The following is a 23942-nucleotide window of genomic DNA, read 5'->3' on the forward strand; positions in this document are numbered from 1 at the left end:
TAATTGGGGTGTTTGCGATTGAGTTGTTTGAGTATGGTTTTGTTGGGGGAGATAAGAAAAAAAATATCGTGGTATAGCCGGGGGGACTATACCACGGGTGCCAACGACACCTTCGCTTGCTGCCGGAGTGATATGGCAAGCCACATCACCTCTGGAATTAAATTAAAGAGAAGGAGTTTCTCTTCGATGGAGTAACTATACGATTAGTGACTTATTTTACTTATAAAATTAACGACAGAAGGCTATGAGAAAAACGACATTTTCATAAGTTATTGATAATTAATGGTTTGTTGCATTTTTGGTTGTGATGTACTAGTGAGGTAGTTCTCACTAGTTGTTGAAAGTGACGGTTTTGACGTAAACGTTTTTAACGAAACTTACGAGTATATATTTTCGAAAACATTGATTTCACACAATGGAATTGTGGTCATGTATGTGTATCATGCTCGTAATAACAATCTTTCTCATTATCAGTCACGAATTGGGTACTTATGAAACTCTCACAACTAGAGCAAGGCAAAGCGGCTTCTATTGTTGCACTAACAGGTTTAACACCAGAAGTTAGAAAAAAACTTATGGTCATGGGCATGTTGCCAAAAACCGAGGTGACATTGATTCGCCGTGCACCTATGGGTGATCCGCTTCAAGTTGAAGTGAGAGGGGTTTCAATCGCCATTCGTGAAAGCATCGCAGAACAAATCGAGGTTATCTAAATGGATTATCAAGTTCTAACCGTTGGTAACCCGAATAGTGGTAAAACAACATTATTTAATGCACTGACTGGTGCTAAACAGCACGTTGGTAACTGGGTTGGTGTAACCGTAGAAAAGAAGACGGGCGTATATTCGCATGCTGGTGATCAGTTCCAGCTTACCGATTTACCGGGTATCTACGCACTAGACAGTGGTAATGACGCGAACAGCATCGATGAGTCGATAGCATCTCGCGCCGTTCTTACTCATCCAGCAGATGTAATCATCAATGTGGTAGACGCAAGCTGTCTGGAACGAAGCTTATACATGACATTACAACTGCGAGAATTGGGTCGCCCAATGATCGTGGTATTGAACAAAATGGATGTACTAAAGCGTGAGCGTCAAGTGATTAACCTTAAAGCGCTTGAGAAAGAGCTTGGTTGTCCAGTATTAAGCCTGTCTGCAAACGACAAAGGCCAAGTGGTTCGCTTTAAAGAACGCCTACATAAATTGCTTGTTCAAGGTGTGATCCTTGATCCTATCTCTATTGATTACGACGCAGCATTAGAAGCTCTTATCCCTTCTGTTGAATCACAATTTGATGATGCTGACGTTTCTCACCGAGCTCTGGCTATTCGTGCTTTAGAAAATGATTACTTGGTCTTGAATGGACTGGCTCCGCAGACTCGTACTCAAATTGATGGCGTACGTCTTGGTGCTGACTTTGATATCGACCTTGCAGTCGCTGACGCGAAATACACATTCTTACATGACCTTTGTAAACGAGTACGCCGTAGCGAAGGTAAGCTAAGCCGCAACTTCACAGAAAAAGCAGACCAATTCATTCTTAACAAATGGGTCGGTATTCCTTTCTTCTTTGTGATCATGTACCTGATGTTCATGTTCTCTATCAATATCGGTAGCGCGTTTATCGACTTCTTTGATATCGGTGTTCGGGCAATCTTGGTTGATGGTGGACATCACTTATTAGATGGTCACTTGCCTGTTTGGCTAGTCACTATATTGGCCGATGGTATCGGTGGTGGTATTCAAACTGTTGCGACCTTTATTCCGGTTATCGCGGCGCTTTACTTGTTCTTAGCGGTGCTTGAAAGTTCAGGCTACATGGCGCGTGCTGCGTTTGTACTTGATAAAGTGATGCAAAAAATTGGTCTGCCGGGCAAAGCATTTGTACCGTTAGTTCTTGGTTTTGGCTGTAACGTACCGTCAATCATGGCTACTCGTACTCTTGACCAAGAGCGTGAGCGTAAACTGGCTGCGTCTATGGCGCCATTTATGTCATGTGGTGCTCGTCTACCGGTATACGCACTGTTTGCTGCGGCGTTCTTCCCTGGTGCTGGTCAAAACGTGGTATTTGCTCTGTACATTATGGGTATCCTTGCTTCTGTATTTACTGGTTTGTTCCTTAAAAATACTATCTACCCAGGTAGCAGCGACAGCTTAGTAATGGAAATGCCAGACTACGAGCTGCCAACTGTACAAAACGTGATGCTGAAAACGTGGCAGAAACTGAAGCGTTTCGTGCTTGGTGCAGGTAAAACGATTGTGGTTGTGGTAGCAATCTTAAGCTTCTTGAACTCTCTGGGTATGGACGGCAGTTTCGGTAACGAAGACAGCGAAAATTCAGTACTTTCTAAGGCAGCGCAAGTTGTGACTCCTGTGTTCCAACCAATTGGTATTACAGAAGAAAACTGGCCAGCAACGGTAGGTATCATTACTGGTATCTTCGCGAAAGAAGCGGTAGTTGGTACGCTGAACAGCCTTTACACAACGCCTTCTGATGAAGAAGCGGCTGAATTTGATTTAGCAGCAAGCTTGCAAGAAGCGGTGATGACGATTCCTGAAAACCTGTCTGGTCTGAGCTACTCAGATCCATTAGGTATTGAAGTGGGTGACTTATCAGACTCTGGCTCAGTGGCTGAAGATCAAGAAGTTGATTCATCTATCTTTGGTAACCTGAAAGACAAGTTTGTTTCTGGCCACGCGGCATTCGCTTACTTGATTCTTATCCTGCTTTATACGCCTTGTGTTGCTGCGATGGGGGCTTATGTACGTGAGTTTGGCCAGACGTTCGCACGCTTCATTGCAGTTTGGACGATGGCGCTTGGTTACTTTGGTGCGACCTTCTATTACCAAGCGGCAAACTTTGCTGCGCACCCAGTGACAAGTGCTGTGTGGATGGTAGTAATTGCTGGTGGCTTTGTGGTGACATATCGAGTATTCAAGAAAATTGGTAGCAAGCAGAAAGCGCTAGAGGTGCAAGTCGTATGATCTTAACTGAACTTCATCAATACATAGACAGCCAAGGTGTCGCGGCTCGTAAAGAGATTGCAGCGAAATTTGGTATGAGTGAGGATGGCGTGGATGCGATGTTGAGCGTGTGGGTCAAGAAAGGCAAAGTATCTCGCTTGGTCGACACCAACAAACATGGTCATACAACGCGTGTTCGCTACACCATCAGTAAACAAGATGGTCTCTCGTTGAATGTGATGATGTAGTTCAGAGCTGCATACACTCGTTGAGAGTAGCGAGGTTAGAAAATTAGAAAGCCGCTTATCTATTTTAGATAAGCGGCTTTTTGTTATATGTCTTTTCTGTGCTGTCTGGTTTGACGCTTAACGATAGACTCGAATTACGCTTTCTTGAATATAGAGCTCAGTGACAGCACGTTTTGAATACGAGTCAGGATAGCGGCTTGATCTTCTTCGCTACGTTGTTCGCCTTTGGTGTTGCCCCATACCGGACCTGGCCACGCAATGTCATCTTTGAAGCGTGCAATATGGTGGATGTGCAGTTGAGGCACCATATTGCCTAGCGCGCCTAGGTTTAGTTTATCTGGTTGGAAGGTGGCTTCTAGTGCTTGGCTTACCGCTTGAGATTCATGCAAGAACTGCTGCTGTTCTTTCATTGGTAAGTGGTGCAGCTCTTTTAGGTTGGCACGTTTTGGTACCAGAATAACCCAAGGCACAGCGTTATCTTTGCTTAGTAGTGCTAGGCTCAGAGGAAACTCGCCGATAAGCGTGGTGTCTTTCGCTAACTGTGGGTGAAGTTCAAAGCTCATTATTATTATCCATTTCGATTTCTTGAATTCAGTATACGTTAGATAAAACAAAAGGTTGATGCTCTCACATCAACCTTTGTATTTATTCTTTGTAACTCTAAGGGAATTACATACGCTCTAGAGTATCGATACCTAGAAGCGATAGACCTTGCTTGATTGTCTTCGCAGTTAGTGCAGCAAGCTTCAGACGGCTCTGTTTCACAGCTTCATCTTCTGCAACTAGGATAGGGCATGCTTCGTAGAAGCTAGAGAATTGACCCGCTAGTTCGAACAGGTAGCTACACATGATGTGTGGTTGACCTTCACGAGCAACAGACTGTACCGCTTCTTCGAATTGTAGAAGTTTCGCGATAAGTGCTTTCTCTTTCTCTTCAGTGATTTTGATTTCACCTTCAAGAGAGTCCATAGAAACGCCAGCTTTAGCGAATACAGAAGCAACACGAGTGTACGCGTACTGCATGTACGGTGCTGTGTTACCTTCGAACGCAAGCATGTTGTCCCAATCGAACACGTAATCAGTAGTACGGTGCTTAGAAAGGTCTGCGTACTTAACCGCTGCCATTGCAACTGTGTTCGCGATCGCTTTCTTCTCGTCTTCTGCTAGTTCTGGGTTCTTAGATTCGATCAGCTGTGCTGCACGAACTTCTGCTTCATCAAGAAGATCAGCAAGACGAACCGTACCACCAGCACGAGTCTTGAATGGCTTACCGTCTTTACCTAGCATCATGCCGAACGCGTGGTGCTCAAGAGAAACAGATTCTGGGATGTAACCTGCTTTACGAACGATAGTCCAAGCTTGCATTAGGTGCTGGTGTTGACGTGAGTCGATGAAGTAAAGAACACGGTCTGCGCCTAGTTCTTCAAAACGGTATTTAGCACAAGCAATGTCGGTTGTTGTGTAAAGGAAGCCGCCGTCACGTTTTTGGATGATAACGCCCATTGGGTCACCATCTTTGTTTTTGTATTCGTCTAGGAATACAACTTGTGCGCCGTCATCTTCTTTAGCAAGACCTTGCTCTTTCAGGTCCGCAACGATAGTTGGCAGCATGTGGTTGTACATGCTTTCGCCCATTACGTCATCACGCGTTAGAGACACGTTTAGACGATCGTAGTTGCGTTGGTTTTGAATCATTGTTACGTCAACAAGCTTCTTCCACATCTCTGCACAGAACTCGTCGCCGCTTTGCAGTTTAACAACGTAGCCACGTGCTTTAACTGCGAACTCTTCGTCTTCGTCGTAAAGCTTTTTAGATTCACGGTAGAAGCCTTCAAGGTCAGCAAGTTCCATTGAAACTTCACCAGATTCAGCCTGAACGCGCTCAAGGTTTGCGATAAGCATACCAAATTGAGTACCCCAGTCACCGATGTGGTTAGCACGGATAACGTTGTGGCCTAGGAATTCTAGAGTACGAACAACGGCATCACCGATGATAGTTGAACGTAGGTGACCAACGTGCATTTCTTTAGCAACGTTTGGCGCAGAGTAATCCGCAACAATAGTTTGCGTTTCAGCAACTGCAACACCAAGGCGAGAGTCAGCCAATGCTGCGTCTGCTTGTTTTGCTAGGAAAGCTTCATCTAGGAAGATGTTTAGGAAACCCGGACCTGCGATTTCAACTTTAGACGCGATACCGTCTAGGTTTAGAACGTCCAATACTTTTTGAGCAAATTCTCGTGGGTTAGTGCCTAGTCGTTTAGCAACGCCCATAACGCCGTTTGCTTGGTAGTCACCAAACTGTGGTTTTGCAGATTGACGAACAGCAGCAGGAGAGCCTGCAGGTGCGCCAGCGGCTTCTAGAGCCTGAGATACTTTGTCATTAATAAGTGCTTGGATATTCACACGCGTTTCCTTCAATTCAAGGATGATAAGAGTGGCTGTTAATTCTTGGTCATTAAATTGGTTAATTATGCTTCTAGTTAACGATTTAATGCCAAAATCAGCAGCAGACTCTGTTTAAGTTCACAGAAATGGCGGTAATCATACCAATTTTGTGCGGTTTCTTATAGGTCGAATTGATAGAAAATTAACATTTCCTCAGGGGTTTTTGACAAACAACTTTTGCCAAGCCGAGTTTGAATGTTTAAGGAGTCGAATGAGCATACTTATTGAGTATATTTTGCAAAAGCAACGCTTGTTGAAGAAAGCAAAACTGATAACATGCTGCCATTAATTGGAGAACACAGACAATGACGATGAGCCTCAAGCAAGCCGAACTCGAACCACAACAAATGATTGCCCGCCTTGATACGTTTATGGCGAAAATTGAGAACCTAGGAAATACACTGGGTTTGGATTTAAGCTTTGCTCAAGCGGATCATATTGCGCTTAGAATCAATGAAACTGAGCTGGCGAAATCTGCGCACCAAGCATGGTCTGAGTACGGTTCTACGATTTCAGAGGCGATGATCAACGGTCGCCCAATTGTGGTTTTGGCTTTCGATGAACCACTGCAAAGCCTTGGTTGGAAGATTGAATGCTTAGAGTTGCCATACCCAGCAGAAGGCAAGATTTACCCGAGCCAAGATTGGGAGCACGTTGAGTTCGTTATTCCTTCTCACGCACAAACGGCTGATGAGTACTTAGCGGATCTTAAAGAGACTTACCCAGAGTTCGCAGCTAAGTTCGACTCGTTAGCGGAGCAAGGTATTAAGATCAAACTTTCTAGCCCGAAAGGCGAGGGTGAACGTCTGAATAACCCAACGGTTGCATTCAAACACCAAGGAATTTGCATCAAGTTGCACCCACACTCGTTGAAGAAGATTGTGGAGTCAGAGCAGGCTTAGCCTGAGTCGAGAGTTAACAGGAAAGAGATTCCTGATTTCGCTTAGGCTCATCGGAATGACGGATGTGGGTTGGGCTTGTGCCTTACAATCATTCTGTTTGAGTGGATGTGCTTCCAAGCCAGAGTTTTTGCTAGCTAGAGAACACTGTCATTCCCGATAGCGACGAAGGAGCGTAGTCGGGAATCTCTAACAGCTAACTCGATAATCAGATACAAAAAAACGCGTAATAGGGCATACCTATTGCGCGTTTTTTATTGAGTTTTAACTGGAAGTCGACCTTAAATAAGCGACTTACAGAATCACAGTCTTGTTGCCGTAAACAAACACGTGATCGTTGATCACCTTGTTTAGCGCCTTACTCAATACGTTCTTCTCTACATCACGACCCGCTTGCGCCATGTCTTTCGCGCTGAAGTTGTGATCCACTGGAATAACGTCTTGCTTAATGATTGGACCTTCATCTAGATCGTTAGTCACGAAGTGTGCCGTTGCACCAATGATCTTTACACCGCGTTCATACGCTTGTTGGTATGGCTTTGCGCCAATAAATGCTGGCAAGAAGCTGTGGTGGATATTGATGATCTTGTGGTTGTACTTTTCAACAAACCCCGGAGTCAGCACTCGCATGTACTTAGCCAAAACAAGGTAATCAGCCTCATATTGGTCAATCACTTCCAGCATTTTCTGCTCATGCTCTTCACGGTTTAGACCTTCGTGTGAAACATGGTGGTAAGGAATATCAAAACGCTCGGTCAGGCTTTGTAGAATGTCATAGTTGCCAACCACTGCTGCGATTTCCACGTCTAAACTGCCATCGAAATTCTTCATTAGAATGTCGCCAAGGCAGTGCGCTTCTTTGGTTACAAGAATCACAACACGTTTGCGAGAAGAGCTCATTAGCTTGCGTTTTGCGTTCTCTGGCAGCGCTTGGTCTAAATCGGCTAGCAAGGTTTCGTCATTGAAGTAACCCTCAAGCTCGGTGCGCATAAAGAAGTGGCCGCTGGTGTTATCTACGAACTCATTGTTGTGCACAATATTGAGTTGGTGTTTGTAACAAATGTTGGTGATCTTCGAGATGAGGCCTGGGGCATCAGTACAATGTGTTAGTAAAGTTTTTCTTTCCATTTGCATCTTACTTCCATGAAATGTTGCACTTATTATATGAAATCGGGATTCTTCAAATTTAATGCAGGCCGTCGAACGGTGAACTGAGCCGCAATATCACCGTTATAATTAATCTATTATCAAGTTGGTTTCAACAAATTCTGCTGCTCATTTATCGCTTTGATAAATTGTTTGATGTGGAAATATCAGTTTTTAGATAGGAAAACAGGCAGAAGCTTCATTTTTAAAGTTTTGACCGTAGTACGCATTTGAACTTCAACCGAGGCATTTACGCCTTGGCCAAAAATAGAGGTGATACTTATGGATAAAGAGTTACTAGCAAAAAAACTGTACTGCAAGCGAGTGAATTCATTGGCGGGTGGGACGGAGTTAGATGGTAATGTTTTAGATGAAATGTGGGAAAGTAAAACCTCACCAACCGATGCTGCGAAAGCCATGCAGCCTTGCGAGAACCAATTTGAAGGCGCCCCTTGGTTGTCGCGTTACCTCAGTCGAAAATAAAACCCTTTCTTTGATTTTTGTTCCTTTCGCTTTTCAGGACGCTTAGACCAAATCAAACTAAACCAAACACCTCCGGTGCGAAGTCATTCTTGATTCGCGCCGGCTCACTAAACCTGCCATAATTCGCCTTCTCTTTTTCTAAACTTCGTACTCTATGATATCTAAAACGTTTTCTGCTGATGGCGCTCTGGGCAAAGCAATCCCTGGGTTTCAACCAAGACAAGCTCAGTTAGACATGGCTGAAGCGGTTTCACAAGCGATTGAAAAACAAAGCCAATTGGTTGTTGAAGCGGGCACAGGTACCGGTAAGACGTTTGCTTACTTAGTGCCTGCGCTGCTTAGTGGCAAGAAAACCATCATTAGTACGGGGTCTAAAAACCTTCAAGAACAGCTGTTTCATCGCGATTTACCATTAATGGTCGATGCGCTTGGCTTTTATGGTCAAGTAGCGTTACTCAAAGGTCGTTCAAACTATTTGTGTTTGGATAGGTTGAGCCGTCAAATGATCGAGAGTCATGGCACTCACACTGATCCTACATTGTTAGCGCAACTGGTGAAAGTTCGTAGTTGGTCGTCTGCGACACAAACGGGTGATTTAGGTGATTGTGATGATATTGCAGAAGACAGCCCAATTATTCCTACGATAACTTCTACCAACGACAACTGCTTAGGTAAAGAGTGTCCAAGCTATACCGATTGCTTTGTGCTTAAAGCGCGTAAGAAAGCGATGGATTCCGATGTGGTCGTCGTAAACCACCACCTGTTCCTAGCCGATTTAGCGATAAAGGAAACCGGATTCGGTGAGCTAATCCCAGAAGCCGACGTGTTTATCTTCGATGAGGCGCATCAGCTTCCCGATATTGCTAGCCAATACTTTGGCCAGTCTGTGTCGAGCCGACAGATCAATGAGCTCGCTAAAGACATAGAAATTGCCTACCGAACTGAAGCAAAAGATATGCGTCAGTTACAAAAGGTAGGTGACAGGCTCGTTCAGTCTGCCGCCGATCTACGTATTGTATTGGGTGACACTGGCTTTCGTGGTAACTGGCGTGAGGCCTTAAAATCTGAGTCGATTGCACGAGAACTTGTTCGTCTACAAGATGCGTTGCAATTGGCCGTCGATGTATTGAAGCTAGCGTTGGGTCGAAGCCAACTGTTAGACACCGCTTTCGAACGTGCAAACATGATTAAGTCACGCATTGAACGTGTGTGCGATGTGTCGATTACGGGATACTCCTATTGGTATGACACAACACCAAGGCAATTTGCATTGCACATCACACCACTGTCGGTTGCGGATAAATTCCACGAGCAAATCGAGCTTAAACCGGGCGCTTGGGTATTCACCTCAGCAACCTTGGCGGTGTCAGATGATTTCGACCACTTCACCTCTCGACTTGGCTTAAAGCCGTCGGCTCAGTTTTCACTGCCGAGCCCATTTGATTATCCGAATCAGGCACGTTTATGTGTGCCTCGTTATCTTCCAGAGCCCAATAGCCCTGGCTTAGCTGATAAGCTGGTTCGTATGCTGACACCTGTAATTGAGCAAAACCAAGGCCGCTGTTTCTTCTTGTGTACTTCACACAGCATGATGAAAGAGTTGGGCGAGCGATTCCGAGAAACCCTCACGGTTCCCGTTCTATTGCAAGGTGAGACAAGTAAGCAAAAAACCTTAGCCGAGTTCATGGAATTGGGTAACGCATTGCTTGTGGCGACAGGCGCTTTCTGGGAAGGGATAGATGTTAGGGGCGATGCATTAAGCTGTGTTATCATCGATAAATTGCCCTTTACGGCCCCTGATGACCCTTTACTTAAGGCTCGAATCGAGGACTGTAAGTTAAAAGGGGGTGATCCTTTTGCACAAGTACAGTTGCCAGACGCTGTGATTACCTTGAAACAAGGTGTCGGCCGATTGATACGTGACAAGCGCGATAATGGCGCTTTGATTATTTGCGATAACCGATTGGTGACTCGCGATTACGGTGGCATATTTTTGGCGAGTTTACCGCCTATTCCTCGTACACGTGACTTAGGGGTCATTAAAGAATTCTTAGCTAAAGACCATTCAACCGCTGCTGAGTAATTGGCATTGTTGAGTTTAGCCATTATTTTTAGATTAGATAACGAATATTTGAGACACAAATGAGCGCGAAAATTCTTGCAGTAGATACCGCAACTGAAAACTGTTCAGTTGCATTAGTAATGGGTGACCAGGTGTTCGCACGTAGCGAAGAGGCTCCTCGAGACCATACGAAAAAAATTCTACCTATGGTTGATGAAGTACTGAAAGAAGCGAATGTCGCTTTAACCGATATCGATGCTATCGCGTTTGGCCAAGGCCCAGGCAGTTTCACAGGTGTGCGTATTGGTATTGGTATTGCTCAGGGCTTGGCTTTTGGTGCGGATTTACCAATGATTGGTATCTCTACACTGGCAGCGATGGCGCAAGGCAGCTACCGTAAATTTGGTGAAACTCATGTAGCAACAGCGATTGATGCGCGTATGAGTGAAGTGTACTGGGCTCGTTACAGCCGTGAACAAGACGGTCGTTGGACTGCGGTTGATGCTGAGTGTGTTACACCACCAAGCGAATTGGCTGCGCAGCTTGAAGCGGACTCTGAAACATGGGCTAAAGTCGGCACAGGTTGGGAAGCGTATGCAGAACATATGGATACGCTAGCGATCGACACCAAAGCGTGTGAAGTTCTGTTCCCAGAAGCTCAAGATATGGCGTTCCTTGCTCAATTTGCTTACGCAGAAGGCAAAGCGGTTGCCGCTGAAGAGTCTGAGCCAGTTTATCTTCGTGATAAAGTGACTTGGAAGAAACTGCCAGGTCGCGAATAATTTTTACAAGGTTCTGATGCAAATTAGATCTAAATGCGTATTATTTAGATTTGAGGGGGCAGATATTTAGTCATGGTATCAATTAACAACTTACCTCCTTCTTCGATAGGCAGCACGTCTAAGCCAAATCGAGTTAAAAAGAAGGAGCAGGCAAAAAAATCTGATGCTAGCACTGCGGTTGGACAACCAACTAAGGTGGCTAATGCTGTTTCCCACTCTATTCGTCAAGTCAAAGAGTCTGAGCTACACAAGGCTCAAATCCAGTATGATCTTCCAGAAGGCCGAGGACGTAAGGCTATGGAAGAGTATATGGATGTAATGAATCAGGCGAAGAAAGAAGAACTTGCAAAGCTTATCGGTGTCGATATCTACATCTAGAGCTTGTTATTAATGCCTGTTTAAGGACCAGAACCATGCCTAATTACTTATCTAAAATACGCTTAATTGCCCTTTCTATTGGTATCTTGGTGCTTGCAGGGTGTTCATCACTACCTAGTGAACTCGAAGCAAAATCAGAGCCTGTTATCAGCGACTACCAGCAATGGGTCGACCAACTGCCGGATGCGAAAAGTGTTCGGTTAGGCGGCGTGATTTCTAAAGTGACCAACTTGAAAGATAAGACTCGAATCGAAGTCGCTAATATGCCGATTTCTAGTAACGGTAAGCCAGATCTAGACGCTGAGCCAAGCGGACGTTTTGTCGGTTATATTGAAGGTTACGTTGAGCCTCTAAGCTTTGCAGAAGGTCGCCTGATTACTTTGGTTGGTCAATCAAGCGGAAGTGAAGATGGAAAAATAGGGGAATACCCTTACACTTTTCCTGTGATGCAAGTGGACAATCAACGACTGTGGAACATTACGGAGCGCGTTGTTGTTAACGATTTCGCCCCAACCTACTACTCGTGCAGAAGTCTACATTGCCGCAGCTTCCAAACGATGCCAAGACAAGGTCGAGTGATACAGGACGTAGAGTAGCTCACTTTGCTGGCTCTTGATTACTAGAGGTTGATTACGCAACCAGATGGAATTAGATGCTTGATGATTGAAAAGTCATACTCCCTTGCGAGCGGGAAGCTTGCAACACAGCAGATAGGTAACCCAGAAACGACCGCTACGACGGTCGTTTTTATTCATGGGTGGTTAGATAACTCCGCGAGTTTCTCTTCTGTTCTCTCTAATCTCGAAACACTTTCACCCAACTCTCACTTGGTTGCGATTGATCTCTTTGGTCATGGCTTTTCGTCGCATAAGTCGGGCAGTTACTACCCGTTTCACGACTATATTGATGATTTGCACCAGTTGGTGACTAAATTATCGGCAAACAGACTGGTGCTGGTAGGACATTCACTTGGTGCATTGATCGCAAGTTGCTATAGTGCCGCCTTTCCTGAAAAGGTGTCAGGATTAATTCAAATTGAAGGTCACGGACCTCTTTCAGAAGCTCCCCAAGAAACGGTTTCTCGCTTGAGAGATGGGGTACTCAGTCGTCTTCGACAGCGAAGAAAGCCTTCACGTCCTCTGGCAAGCCTTGAGGATGCTATTAAGCTGAGAGCTCACGCCAATCAAATCAATGCTGGATTAATTGCTCCGATTGTCGAGCGAGGAATTGTCGAGTTAGATAACTTTTGGCAATGGCGATGCGACCCTAACCTCAAATGTGACTCGTTATATCGAATGTCACAGGTGCACGCTGAAGCGATTATGGCGGCTATTGAATGCCCTCAATTAATAGTTTTAGGAAATGATGGATTCCGACATTTGCAGCATAATCGCTACAAATCAGCCCATAGTCCTCTAAATATAGAGACTGTTCCTGGCGGACATCATTGCCATTTAGAGAGTCCAGAGTTAGTTTCTGAGCTAATTCTTGGTGTAGTTAACAAAATTTAAACAAGTGTTTGAGCCTTTTAGTGCTCATGCACTAAAGCTGTGCTGTAATACCGCAATGATAAAAAGCGGCGAAACAGTCGTCAGCTGATAAACGAGGAGTAACATAGTGGATAAACCTTGGCTTTCACGTTATCCAAGTGACGTACCAGAGACGATCAATCCAGATCAGTACCCATCTCTTGTTGAAATGTTTGAACAGTCGGTACAGAAGTACGCAGACCAACCAGCATTCGAGAACATGGGCTCAATAATGACGTTCCGTAAGCTTGAAGAGCGCAGCCGTGCTTTTGCCGCTTACCTGCAGAATGATTTGAAACTGAAGAAAGGCGATCGTGTTGCACTGATGATGCCAAACCTGCTGCAATACCCAATTGCACTTTTTGGTGTATTGCGTGCTGGTATGATTGCAGTGAACGTCAACCCACTGTACACACCTCGTGAGCTTGAACATCAACTGAACGATTCTGGTGCAAAGGCGATTGTTATCGTTTCAAACTTTGCGAGCACACTAGAGAAAGTCGTTGATAACACGCCAGTTAAACACGTTGTACTCACCAGCCTAGGGCAAATGCTGCCACGCGCTAAAGGTACAATTGTCGACTTCGTAGTGAAATACGTTAAAGGCATGGTTCCTAAGTACGATTTACCGGGTGCTATCTCATTCAGAAAAGCGCTGCACAAAGGCCGTCGTCTTCAATATGTGAAGCCGTTTATGGCAGGAGATGACATTGCATTCCTACAGTACACGGGTGGTACAACAGGTGTTGCGAAGGGCGCAATCCTAACGCACCGCAATATGATCGCGAACGTACTTCAAGCGAAAGGGGCGTATGGCCCTGTTCTGCAAGAAGGCCGTGAGCTGGTGGTAACAGCACTGCCGCTTTATCACGTGTTTGCACTGACCGTGAACTGCTTGCTGTTTGTGGAGATGGGTGGTCGTAACCTTCTTATCACCAACCCTCGTGATATTCCTGGCTTCATTAAAGAGCTTCAAAAGGTGCCGTTTACCGCGATTACTGGCGTAAACACTCTATTCAATGCACTTGTGAATAACGAAGATTTCCACGAGTTGGATTTCAGTAACCTACGCCTATCTGTTGGCGGTGGCATGGCAGTTCAACGCTCTGTTGCTGAGCAATGGAAAAAAGCGACAGGCATTCACTTGCTAGAAGGCTATGGCTTAACTGAGTGTTCACCACTGGTAACGGGTAACCCATACGATCTTAAAGATTACACAGGCGCTATTGGCCTGCCAGTACCATCAACAGAAGTTCGTATTGTTGATGATGAAGGCAAAGTGGTTGCTAGTGATCAAGTAGGCGAGCTGCAAGTTCGCGGCCCTCAAGTGATGCAAGGCTACTGGCAGCGTCCAGAAGCGACCAAAGAAGTGATCGACCAAGACGGTTGGCTATCTACGGGTGACATCGTTAAGTTTGATGATGAAGGCTTGCTGCACATTGTTGACCGTAAGAAAGATATGATTCTTGTGTCTGGCTTTAACGTTTACCCGAATGAGATTGAAGATGTAGTGGCACTACACGGCAAAGTGCTGGAAGTAGCGGCTATCGGTCAACCTCATGAAGTATCTGGCGAATTGGTTAAGATCTACGTTGTGAAGCGCGATCCTAGCCTAACCAAAGAAGACATCATCGCGCATTGTCGTGAACACTTAACGGGTTACAAGATCCCGAAACTGGTTGAATTCAGAGAAGATCTTCCAAAGACCAACGTAGGTAAGATTTTGCGTCGTGTGCTTCGTGAAGAGAACGATGCAGAATTGGCTAAACGCGCGAGCGAATAATTAGCCAGTTTATAGGTAACCACTACTCGAGAAACCATAGCACGAAAAACCATTGAGGCGCTTAATCTAAGCGAGCGCTGAAAAATGGTGTTAGAATGCCGACAGTTAATGTCGGCATTTTTGTATCCGGCGATCGAATAGAAACCAGTGAGAGTTTTTGTGGATTATCAAATCATTACCCAATTGAAAGACCTTGAGCGAGTTTGCCAACAAGCACGTGAAGCCGATGTCGTTATGCTTGATACGGAGTTCGTTCGTACAAGAACCTATTACCCTCAATTAGGCTTGATTCAGTTATTTGATGGTGAAACGCTGTCACTGATTGACCCTATTGCTCTTGGCGAAATGACACCATTCGTTACCTTGTTGAAAGACGCTTCAGTATTGAAAGTGCTGCATGCGTGCGGTGAAGATTTGGAAGTGTTCCAGAACGCCTTTGGCTGCACACCAACACCAATGGTGGATACGCAGATCATGGCGGCTTTCTTAGGCCATGGCTTATCAACGGGCTTTGCTGCTCTGGTTTCAGAGTTTGTTGGTGTCGACCTAGATAAGAGTGAATCTCGCACTGATTGGCTAGCACGTCCACTTTCTCAAAAGCAGTTAGACTATGCTGCGGCAGACGTTCATTACCTAATGCCAATGTACAACAAGCTTCTTGAAAGAGTGATGGAAGCAGGCTGGTGGGAAGCGGCTCAACAAGAGTCTGACCTACAAGTTGCTAAACGTATTCGTAAAGCAAACCCAGATAATGCTTACCTCGATATCAAAGGTGCATGGCAGCTAAAACCTAAGCAGCTAGCGATCTTAAGACCGCTAGCAACTTGGCGTTTAAAAGAAGCTATTAAGCGTGATTTAGCGCTGAACTTTGTCTTCAAAGAACAAGACCTGTGGGCTGTGGCTCGATTCGCGATGAAAGATCCTAAGCACATGGAACAGGAAGGTTTTGATTACCGTTCTGTACGTCGCCATGGTGCGAAGATCAGCTCAATCGTGAAGTTGGCTGAGCATACGCCAGAAGAAGAGTACCCAGCACCAGTAGAACGTCTAATGGACTACCCGGGTTACAAGCAAATCTTCAAAGTGTTGAAAGATGAAGTGAAAACAGCATCACAACACAGCGGTTTAGCGACCGAGTTTTTGGCATCGAAAAAGCAACTTAATCAAGTGTTAAGCTGGGTTTGGAAACACCAACGTAACCCTGAAAAGCTACCTGATGTAATGCAAGGTTGGCGTTTAGATGTGGTTGGCGAAAAGCTGAATAAAGCGATTAAGTAATCTGTTCTTGTTGTAAGAGTTAGCCAGTTAAAGGTATAAAATACAGACACAAAAAAGAGAGCCTAGGCTCTCTTTTTTATTAAATCTGTTTACTACTTACAAGATAGCGAAGACTACTTGTCGTCTTCTGGTAGCTTAACGTTCAACTCTAATACAGAGATGTCGTCGTCTTTGTGTTCGAAAGTAAGATCAACCATTGATGGATCTACTTCAACGTATTTCGCAATACACTTCAAGATGTCTTCTTTCAGTTGCGGCAAGTACGAAGGAGCAGGGTCGTCATGACTGCGGCGCTCAGCAACAATGATCTGCAAACGCTCTTTGGCTAGGTTTGCTGTCGTCTTTTTCTGTGGTCTGAAAAACTCTAGTAATGACATTGCGTATTAGCCCCCGAACAGTCTTTTGAAGATGCCTTTCTTCTGTTCCGTTAAGAAACGGAAGTCCACTTGGCTACCTAGTAGTCGCTCTACAGTATCATTGTAAGCCATACCTGCGTCGGTTGCTTCGTCAAAGATAACTGGAACACCCTTGTTCGATGCGTTCAGTACCGCTTGGCTCTCTGGAATCACACCCAGTAGAGAGATGTGTAGGATCTCTTCAACGTCTTCAACACTCAGCATCTCACCTTGAGTTACGCGTGCTGGGTTGTAGCGAGTCAGTAGAAGGTGAGTTTTCACTGGCTCTAAACCGTCTTCAGAACGACGAGATTTAGAGTCAAGAATGCCTAGAATACGGTCTGAGTCGCGTACAGAAGAGACTTCAGGGTTGGTCGTTACAATCGCTTCATCAGCGAAGTACAGCGCCATCAGAGCACCTTGCTCAATACCCGCAGGAGAATCACAGATGATGAAATCAAAGCCCATTTCATCCAGTTCATCAAATACGCGACGAACACCATCTTTGGTTAGTGCATCTTTATCACGAGTTTGAGAAGCAGGAAGAATGAACAGGTTCTCTGTGCGCTTGTCTTTGATCATCGCTTGGTTCAGCGTAGCTTCACCATTGATAACATTAACGAAATCGTAAACAACACGACGCTCACAACCCATGATTAAATCTAGGTTACGCAGACCGATATCAAAGTCGATAACTGCGGTTTTCTTCCCTTTTAAAGCCAGACCTGAGGCAATAGCTGCACTAGAGGTCGTTTTGCCTACCCCGCCTTTACCTGACGTTACAACGATAATGCGTGCCATTATTTTTTCCTTTTATTTCTCTTATATTGCGAGGACGTCAACGTGTAATACATCGTTTGCCATACTGAACATGGTTTTCTTCTGCCAGTACTCGCTTTCAATTTGATCGCTGAGCCAGTAATTTCCAGCAATGGAAACCAGCTCGGCTTGTAAATCATTACAAATTATTTTTGCTTCAGTTTGACCACTTGCACCTGCAATCGCGCGGCCGCGTAATGTGCCATGAATATGGATGCTGCCATCGGCAATCACTTCTGCACCCGCACTCACATGGCTAAGGATCAATAGATCGCCATCTTTCGCGTAAACCTGCTGACCCGAACGAATTGGAGTTCGAACCACTTTAATTGGTGCCATCTTAGCGGGTGCTTGCGACGGAGATTTACTGGCCGTCATGACAGCAAAGCCCGCTTCTTTCGCTAGATTCTGCATACGTTTATCAGAGCAGCCAGCCACGCCAACCGGGATCATACCCGCTTGAGATATACCATTTTTCAGTTGCACAAAATCGATATCGCCTGCGACTTTGCTGATGTTGATAACAACAGGCGCAGCGGCGAAAAACGTGGGTGCTTGGTCTACCTTCTCTTGAAGAAAAGACACTGCATTTTCGACTTGATCATCGGATAAGTGCAAAACAGATAGCGTAAAGCTGCTACCTTTTAGATCTGGGTTACTAGACATCGAAAAACTACAGGACCTCAATAGCGAATTGGTACAATTTCTTTATCAATAAAATAAAGGGCATTGCCTGAAACTAGGTTTATCATGTTATATTCCCAAACCAAGCACAGCAAGTAATCTTGTTGTCAAATGGACGTTTTGTTCCCAATATTTCCCTAACATAAACTATTGATCTCGCAAGTGAGAGTTTTGTAGTCATAATCAATTAAAAAGGTTTGTCATGCTGTGTTCTATATATAAAAGCTCAAAGAAAGAAGGAACATACCTTTATATCCCTAAGAAGGATGATTTTTCACAAGTTCCTGACGCATTGATGCAAATGTTTGGTAAACCTAGTTTTGTAATGGTAATTAAAATGGATGGCCGTAAACTGGCTCAAGTGAACATCGAAAAAGTGAAAGAATCACTGAATACCGATGGTTTCTTTTTGCAGGTTCCGCCACCACCAGTTAACGAACTTGAACTTCATAAAGAGCGTAAAGCTCAACAGAAATCTCAAGACGAAGAGTGATAGCCACCTCAATTCAAGGAGGAGTGATCGTTGAGTAAATTTTCGAAAACCATATTGGCTGTGTCAGCATTACTATTGGGTAATAGCCTGACCATTAGCTCAGTACACGCTGAAGAATTGAGCTTCGAACAATATGTAGAAAAACTAAAGCAACAAGGCCGGGAAGAAGGCGTTTCTGAAGCGATCATTGATGAAGTCTTTGATGGTGTAACGTTTAAGCCAAGAGCGGTGAAAGCCGACAAAAACCAACCTGAGAAGAAGCTGACTCTGGATGAATACATTCCACGAGCAGTACCAGATTGGAAAGTGAAGCAAGCTCGCTCTCTTTATAAGAAGCATTACACAGCGCTAAAGCGTATTGGTGATGAATATGGTGTTCAACCAAGATTCATTGTCGCGCTATGGGGCGTTGAAAGTAACTTTGGTAAATTCACCGGTAACTACAGTGTTATCGATGCGCTAACGACTATGGCTTACGAAGGACGCAGAGAAGTGTTTTTCCGTAGCGAAGCAATGGCGGCGTTGAAGATTCTTGATCAAGGCCATATAGCACCAAAAGAGATGAAAGGCTCTTGGGCTGGTGCGATGGGTCAACCTCAGTTTATGCCAAGCTCATTCTTAGCGTTTGCTGCTGATGGTAATGGCGACGGTAAGAAAGATATCTGGGGCACTGAAGAAGATGTGTTTGCTTCGGCAGCCAATTACCTTAGCCAATCAGGTTGGGATGATAAGTACACTTGGGGCCGTCAGGTTCACGTACCGTCAACCGTGTCTATTGATTTGCAAGGTCGAACTGAAGACAAAGCGAAGTACCTAAAAGAGTGGTCTGAACTTGGTATTAAGCGTTATGACGATCGCCCACTACCAACGCTTGATGAAGACATTAAAGCTTGGTTAATTATGCCGGATGACGAAGCAGGTCGTTCGTACCTCATTTACAACAACTACAATGTGTTAATGAAGTGGAATCGTTCTTACTACTTTGCTTTGGCAGTCAGCCACCTAGCAGACAGAATTAAGTTTGATTAATCGGTCTAATTTGATTGGCAGACTTAATTTGATTAATAGGTCTAGCTTGCTTAGATAGCAATTGGCCTACCATAGGCAGAACGAACTAAAGGACTCTTCGGAGTCCTTTTTGATTTTATATTTCAGAGATTTAAGAAGGTGGCCTTGTGCTAACAGATAGAGCTGCACAGATGGTGATATTCCATGCGTTGATCAAGCATGAAGGCTTTACCAGTGCTGCAAAAAGCTTGAGCGTTTCGGTGTCTCACATCAGTAAGCAAGTTGCTTTGCTTGAAGACTCAATCGGCATCAAGTTGGTACAACGAACCACACGTAGCCTAACGCTCACTGAAGCAGGAGAAGTGTTCTATCAGCACTGTGAACAGCTGTTTAACACGGTAAAAGCGGCTCAAATGGATATGGATAGCCAGCGTGATGACATCTCTGGAATATTGCGAGTTGGGTTGTCGCAGTCATTTGGTACTTTGCACATCATTCCTGCGATTGATCAGCTCAGACAGCTTTATCCGCAGCTGAGAATCGAGGTCCACTTGTTCGACTACAAGGTGGATATGATTGAAGAGCGATTGGATCTCTGGATCACCAATAACGAAGATTTGCCCGAAGGTTATATTGCGCAGCGATTAGCGGACAGTCAGTTTGTGGTGGCTGCATCTCCGGACTATTTGATTAAGGCCGGGACGCCACATGTGCCTTCTGACCTGATTGACCATAACTGTCTTATCTATCGTAGCCGAGAGCGAGATTACACATCTTGGGCGTTTGATAACGGGCAAGAGAACCTTAGCGTTAAAGTCGCGGGCGATTACTCGGTGGACTTAGCTGAGGCAGTGCGAGATGCAGCCGTATCAGGGTGGGGCGTGGCTTACTTAGCAACTTACTTAGTCAAAGAAGAGTTTAGAACGGGCAAATTAATCCAAGTTTTGCCGGAATGGCGAGCTAGCCAATTGATGCCATTTTATGCCGTGTATCCGAGTCGAAAGAACATGCCGAAGAAGCTTTCTGCGGTGATTGAGTTCATCAAAGATCATATCGGATCGCCGACGTACTGGGATGAAAACCTGAAAACTTGCGTTGAACTGCATCGCTAACTGTTTCCAAATCTATAAATATAATTTCCACATGGAAAAAGTATGGTTTTAATCAAACTTAATTATTAAAATTCAATGACTTAATTTATATCATTACTCAAAGATGATTACCCCAACATCACGTTAACAACCGTCACTTGCCGCAAACGATTTCCTCTATAGAATGCGTCGCCTTTCCTATCTACAACTTTTAGGTTGACGCACATGGCTTCGCTACTTGGAATTATCACTATTTTAGTTGCCGCTTGGTTACTATCTACGGACAGAAAAAATATTCCACTAAGAACAGTCTCTTTGGCTTTCTTATTACAAATCTCATTCGCGCTATTGGTTTTGTATGTACCGATGGGTAAAGAAGCGTTGAATGCAGCCACAGGTGCGGTATCTAGCTTGATCAACTACGGTCAAGAAGGGATTAACTTCCTATTTGGTGGCCTTACGAATAACGGTTTCGTTTTCGCGATTAACGTTCTAGGCATCATTATCTTTTTCTCTGCACTGATCTCTGGTTTGTACCACATCGGCTTTATGCCAAAGGTGATCAACCTTATCGGTGGCGCGCTGCAGAAGTTCTTGGGCACAGGTCGTGCAGAATCACTGTCTGCGACAGCAAATATCTTCGTTGGCATGATTGAAGCGCCATTGGTGGTTAAGCCTTACTTGAAGCACATGACAGACTCGCAACTGTTTGCTGTGATGGTGTGTGGTTTGGCTTCTGTCGCTGGTGGTACGCTAGTGGGTTATGCATCGCTTGGTGTTGATCTAAACTACCTGATCGCAGCGGCATTCATGTCAGCACCTGCTGGTCTATTGATGGCTAAGATCTTAGTACCAGGTAGTGCAGATGACGCTCAAGAAAATATTGAGTCTGATGTTGAAATTCCACGAGCAACAAACGTAGTTGAGGCAATGGCAGATGGGGCTATGTCTGGACTTCGTATTGCCGTTGCGGTGGGTGCGACACTTCTGGCCTTTATTAGTGTGATTGCAATGCTGAATGGCTTGCTAGGTATTGTTGGTGGTTGGTTTGGTGTAAACCTAAGCTTCGAACTTCTCCTAGGTTATGTGTTCGCACCCGTTGCATGGCTGATCGGTGTGCCGTGGTCTGAAGCCGTTGTGGCAGGTTCACTGATCGGTAACAAGATTGTTGTGAACGAATTTGTCGCTTTCATTCAGTTAATGGACGCGAAAGAGGCACTAAGCGAGCACTCACAAGCGATCGTTACCTTCGCACTGTGTGGCTTCGCTAACATCTCAACGATGGCGATTCTGATTGGTGGTCTGGGCAGCTTGGTACCAGAGCGTCGCTCTTTCATCTCACAATACGGCTTTAAAGCAATTTGTGCAGGTGTGTTTGCTAACCTAATGAGTGCAGCGATTGCTGGTGTGGTACTTTCTCTGTAGTTAGATGATAAGTGCCGAGTAGATGAGTCAGTCACTTTATTTCCCCTATAGTAAAGTGACTGATTAATCACAATAATATTCGGTTAGCACGAAAAAGAGAGCCTATAGTTTAATGACGTAGGCTTTCTTGTTTCAGTAAACAGATTTGGACCACAGGGTGTGGCACCAATTATTTAGGGGCATAAATGGATTTGTCGATTACTTCTTCTTTGGCGCTAATTGGGCTCTTGTCTTTAGTTTGTCAGCTGCTCGGCTGGCGATTGCGTCTTCCCGCTATTCTCCCTCTTCTCATTGTCGGCCTGCTATTAGGCCCCGGTTTAAATGTCCTTAACCCAGATGCCATTTTTGGCGAAGTGCTATTTCCGCTGATTTCATTAGGTGTTGCTATCATTCTGTTTGAAGGTGCATTGACGCTTAATTTCAAAGAGATCAGAGGCCATGGTCGCATGGTGACTCACCTCGTGAGTGTCGGCATGCTGATTACATGGGCGTGCATTGTGGTCGGTGCTTACTACTTTGTTAACTTTAGCTGGCCATTAGCCGCGCTATTCGGTGCCTTGGTGGTGGTGACGGGGCCGACAGTGATTGTGCCTATGCTGCGTAGTATTCAGCCCAAAGCTTCTCTTGGTAGCATTTTGAGATGGGAAGGGATTGTGATTGATCCGATTGGTGCTCTATTTGCTGTTCTGGTTTATGAATACATAGTCTCTTCTGCCGACCCTGCAGAGCATGTACTTTCGGCTCTGGGACTAACCTTAGCCATTGGTTTAGGCTTAGGGATCATCGGTGGTCATTTGATTGCCAAGATGCTGCAAGGGCATTGGGTGCCACACTATTTATGCAATGTGGCGGTGCTGACGCTAATGTTGGCGGCGTTCTCGTTTTCTAATGACTTGAGTGAAGAGTCGGGCTTGTTAACCGTGACCATCATGGGAATCTGGCTTGCCAATGTGAAGGGCTTGGATATCGAAGACATCATCGAATTCAAAGAAACTCTGACTGTGCTACTCATTTCTGCGTTATTTATTTTGCTAGCCAGTCGACTTGATTCGGGAACCTTCCTTTCGATAGGTTGGGGCGGTATAGGGTTGTTAGCGGTGGTGATGCTGGTGGCTCGTCCGTTAAGCGTGTGGATCAGCGGGATCGGTACGGATCTTACTTCGGCGGATAAATGGTTTTTGAGTTGGATGGCACCTCGCGGGATCGTAGCAGCCGCGGTTTCTTCGCTGTTTGCGATAAAACTGCAAGAGAAGCAATTGATCGAAGGTGCAGATCTGCTCGTGCCAATGGTGTTCTTAGTCATTATTGGTACGGTTGTGATTCAGAGTTTAACTGCAAGTTGGTGGGCGAGGAGGTTAGGTGTGACTCAAGAGAAAGCGCAAGGGGTGCTCTTCTTTGGTGCAACTCACTTTGCAAGACAGTTTGCCAAGGTGTTAGCTACACACAACATTAACAGTGTGCTTGCCGATACCAACTGGGAGAGCATTCGCTTGGCGAGGATGGATAATTTGAATGTCTACTTTGGTAACCCAGCTTCAAGCCACGCGGAAAATAATCTGGAATTGGATGGGATAGGGCGTGCGATGATCGTCTCGCCTTATCGTCAAACCAACCCGTTAGTCAGTATGCATTACCAAGATGAGTTTGGCGCTAATAAGGTGTTCGAGCTTGAATCGTCAGAGACTAAGCATGAAAGGCATCAAGTGAGTCGCGATGGTAATCGAAGTTTGTTTTCGGAAGGGATTACTTATTCCAAGCTTAATTCGTTAATGGCTCAAGGCAGTCAAATTAAGCGCACAGGGTTAACAGAGGCATTTGATCTGAATGAGTTTAAAGCGCTTTATCCTAAAGCGATTTTGCTTGGGGTTATCAACGACGGGGACTTCCGTTTAATTACACAAGGGGCTGACTTGAAAAAGCTGATATCAACGGAGTGTGAGATCATCAGTTTGTTGCCGCCTTCAGAGCCGGTTGAGAAAGTTGAGGCTCCAGATAAGTAGTAAGTGTTCTTTATCAAAAAAGCCGCAG

At 45.0% G+C, this 23942-nt stretch carries 23 protein-coding genes; 17 read left to right on the forward strand and 6 right to left on the reverse strand.

Going from position 1 to position 23942, the window contains the following annotated elements; all coding sequences use genetic code 11:
• Nucleotides 1-491 precede the first annotated feature (491 nt).
• The 3 genes from L1D22_RS04125 to L1D22_RS04135 are packed head-to-tail and all read left to right on the forward strand — an operon-like array spanning nt 492 to nt 3214.
• Nucleotides 492-713, forward strand: coding sequence for a FeoA family protein (locus L1D22_RS04125; protein WP_008221191.1), 222 nt, complete (start codon nt 492-494; stop codon nt 711-713).
• A complete protein-coding gene (gene feoB / locus L1D22_RS04130) occupies nt 714-2987 on the forward strand; it encodes a Fe(2+) transporter permease subunit FeoB (protein ID WP_239828797.1) in 2274 nt (757 codons plus the stop codon).
• Nucleotides 2984-3214 (forward strand): FeoC-like transcriptional regulator, encoded by a 231-nt coding sequence (locus L1D22_RS04135; RefSeq protein ID WP_004737929.1) that lies wholly within the window; start codon nt 2984-2986, stop codon nt 3212-3214. Before feoB ends, L1D22_RS04135 begins: the two co-directional genes overlap by 4 nt.
• A 134-nt stretch (nt 3215-3348) precedes the next feature.
• Here L1D22_RS04135 and L1D22_RS04140 read toward each other — a convergent pair whose 3' ends face one another.
• Both L1D22_RS04140 and argS read right to left on the reverse strand, forming a co-directional pair.
• Complete coding sequence (locus L1D22_RS04140) at nt 3349-3777, reverse strand: HIT domain-containing protein (RefSeq protein WP_239828798.1); 429 nt, start codon at nt 3775-3777, stop codon at nt 3349-3351.
• A gap of 106 nt (nt 3778-3883) precedes the next feature.
• The gene (gene argS, locus L1D22_RS04145) at nt 3884-5617 is read right to left on the reverse strand and encodes an arginine--tRNA ligase (RefSeq protein WP_017633387.1); all 1734 of its coding nucleotides are present in this window, start codon (nt 5615-5617) and stop codon (nt 3884-3886) included.
• Nucleotides 5618-5964: 347 nt separating this feature from the next.
• Here argS and L1D22_RS04150 point away from each other — a divergent pair, with 347 nt between their 5' ends.
• A complete protein-coding gene (locus tag L1D22_RS04150) occupies nt 5965-6561 on the forward strand; it encodes a VOC family protein (RefSeq protein ID WP_239828799.1) in 597 nt (198 codons plus the stop codon).
• A gap of 291 nt (nt 6562-6852) precedes the next feature.
• Here L1D22_RS04150 and purU read toward each other — a convergent pair whose 3' ends face one another.
• Nucleotides 6853-7686, reverse strand: coding sequence for a formyltetrahydrofolate deformylase (gene purU, locus L1D22_RS04155; RefSeq protein ID WP_116872060.1), 834 nt, complete (start codon nt 7684-7686; stop codon nt 6853-6855).
• Between the two features lie 300 nt (nt 7687-7986).
• Between purU and L1D22_RS04160 the strand changes: the two genes are divergently transcribed.
• From L1D22_RS04160 to rnd, 8 genes are all read left to right on the forward strand, one after another.
• Entirely contained in the window at nt 7987-8187 is a 201-nt protein-coding gene (locus L1D22_RS04160; protein WP_048664628.1) for a hypothetical protein, read from the forward strand.
• Between the two features lie 154 nt (nt 8188-8341).
• On the forward strand, nt 8342-10270 hold the full coding sequence (locus L1D22_RS04165; RefSeq protein WP_116871772.1) for an ATP-dependent DNA helicase: 1929 nt from the start codon (nt 8342-8344) through the stop codon (nt 10268-10270).
• Nucleotides 10271-10329: 59 nt separating this feature from the next.
• A complete protein-coding gene (gene tsaB / locus L1D22_RS04170; RefSeq protein WP_239828800.1) occupies nt 10330-11031 on the forward strand; it encodes a tRNA (adenosine(37)-N6)-threonylcarbamoyltransferase complex dimerization subunit type 1 TsaB in 702 nt (233 codons plus the stop codon).
• 72 nt (nt 11032-11103) lie between these two features.
• Nucleotides 11104-11409, forward strand: coding sequence for a hypothetical protein (locus tag L1D22_RS04175; RefSeq protein ID WP_048615075.1), 306 nt, complete (start codon nt 11104-11106; stop codon nt 11407-11409).
• A gap of 35 nt (nt 11410-11444) precedes the next feature.
• Nucleotides 11445-12005: a Slp family lipoprotein gene (locus L1D22_RS04180; protein WP_239828801.1), complete on the forward strand. Its 561-nt coding sequence runs from the start codon at nt 11445-11447 to the stop codon at nt 12003-12005.
• Between the two features lie 63 nt (nt 12006-12068).
• Nucleotides 12069-12920 (forward strand): alpha/beta hydrolase, encoded by an 852-nt coding sequence (locus L1D22_RS04185; protein WP_239828850.1) that lies wholly within the window; start codon nt 12069-12071, stop codon nt 12918-12920.
• Nucleotides 12921-13026: 106 nt separating this feature from the next.
• A complete protein-coding gene (fadD, locus tag L1D22_RS04190) occupies nt 13027-14721 on the forward strand; it encodes a long-chain-fatty-acid--CoA ligase FadD (RefSeq protein WP_239828802.1) in 1695 nt (564 codons plus the stop codon).
• A gap of 159 nt (nt 14722-14880) precedes the next feature.
• Entirely contained in the window at nt 14881-15999 is a 1119-nt protein-coding gene (rnd, locus tag L1D22_RS04195; RefSeq protein WP_239828803.1) for a ribonuclease D, read from the forward strand.
• Between the two features lie 113 nt (nt 16000-16112).
• Here the strand turns inward: rnd and minE are convergent, their stop codons facing one another.
• The 3 genes from minE to minC are packed head-to-tail and all read right to left on the reverse strand — an operon-like array spanning nt 16113 to nt 17879.
• Nucleotides 16113-16376, reverse strand: coding sequence for a cell division topological specificity factor MinE (gene minE, locus L1D22_RS04200; RefSeq protein ID WP_004737949.1), 264 nt, complete (start codon nt 16374-16376; stop codon nt 16113-16115).
• 6 nt (nt 16377-16382) lie between these two features.
• Entirely contained in the window at nt 16383-17195 is an 813-nt protein-coding gene (gene minD, locus L1D22_RS04205) for a septum site-determining protein MinD (RefSeq protein ID WP_009848498.1), read from the reverse strand.
• 21 nt (nt 17196-17216) lie between these two features.
• A complete protein-coding gene (gene minC / locus L1D22_RS04210) occupies nt 17217-17879 on the reverse strand; it encodes a septum site-determining protein MinC (protein ID WP_017629530.1) in 663 nt (220 codons plus the stop codon).
• 220 nt (nt 17880-18099) lie between these two features.
• On the opposite strand from minC, the gene L1D22_RS04215 reads away from it, so the two are divergent.
• The 5 genes from L1D22_RS04215 (at nt 18100) to L1D22_RS04235 (ending at nt 23914) form a co-directional block, all read left to right on the forward strand.
• Entirely contained in the window at nt 18100-18390 is a 291-nt protein-coding gene (locus L1D22_RS04215; RefSeq protein WP_017062372.1) for a YcgL domain-containing protein, read from the forward strand.
• A 30-nt stretch (nt 18391-18420) separates the two neighbouring features.
• Complete coding sequence (locus L1D22_RS04220; RefSeq protein ID WP_239828804.1) at nt 18421-19419, forward strand: lytic murein transglycosylase; 999 nt, start codon at nt 18421-18423, stop codon at nt 19417-19419.
• Nucleotides 19420-19589: 170 nt separating this feature from the next.
• The gene (locus L1D22_RS04225; protein WP_239828851.1) at nt 19590-20510 is read left to right on the forward strand and encodes a LysR family transcriptional regulator; all 921 of its coding nucleotides are present in this window, start codon (nt 19590-19592) and stop codon (nt 20508-20510) included.
• Between the two features lie 204 nt (nt 20511-20714).
• The gene (locus L1D22_RS04230; RefSeq protein ID WP_017070735.1) at nt 20715-21914 is read left to right on the forward strand and encodes a NupC/NupG family nucleoside CNT transporter; all 1200 of its coding nucleotides are present in this window, start codon (nt 20715-20717) and stop codon (nt 21912-21914) included.
• A 185-nt stretch (nt 21915-22099) separates the two neighbouring features.
• Entirely contained in the window at nt 22100-23914 is a 1815-nt protein-coding gene (locus L1D22_RS04235; RefSeq protein ID WP_239828805.1) for a sodium:proton antiporter, read from the forward strand.
• Nucleotides 23915-23942: the final 28 nt, after the last annotated feature.

This window comes from Vibrio sp. Isolate34, assembly GCF_022397915.1.
GTDB lineage: Bacteria > Pseudomonadota > Gammaproteobacteria > Enterobacterales > Vibrionaceae > Vibrio.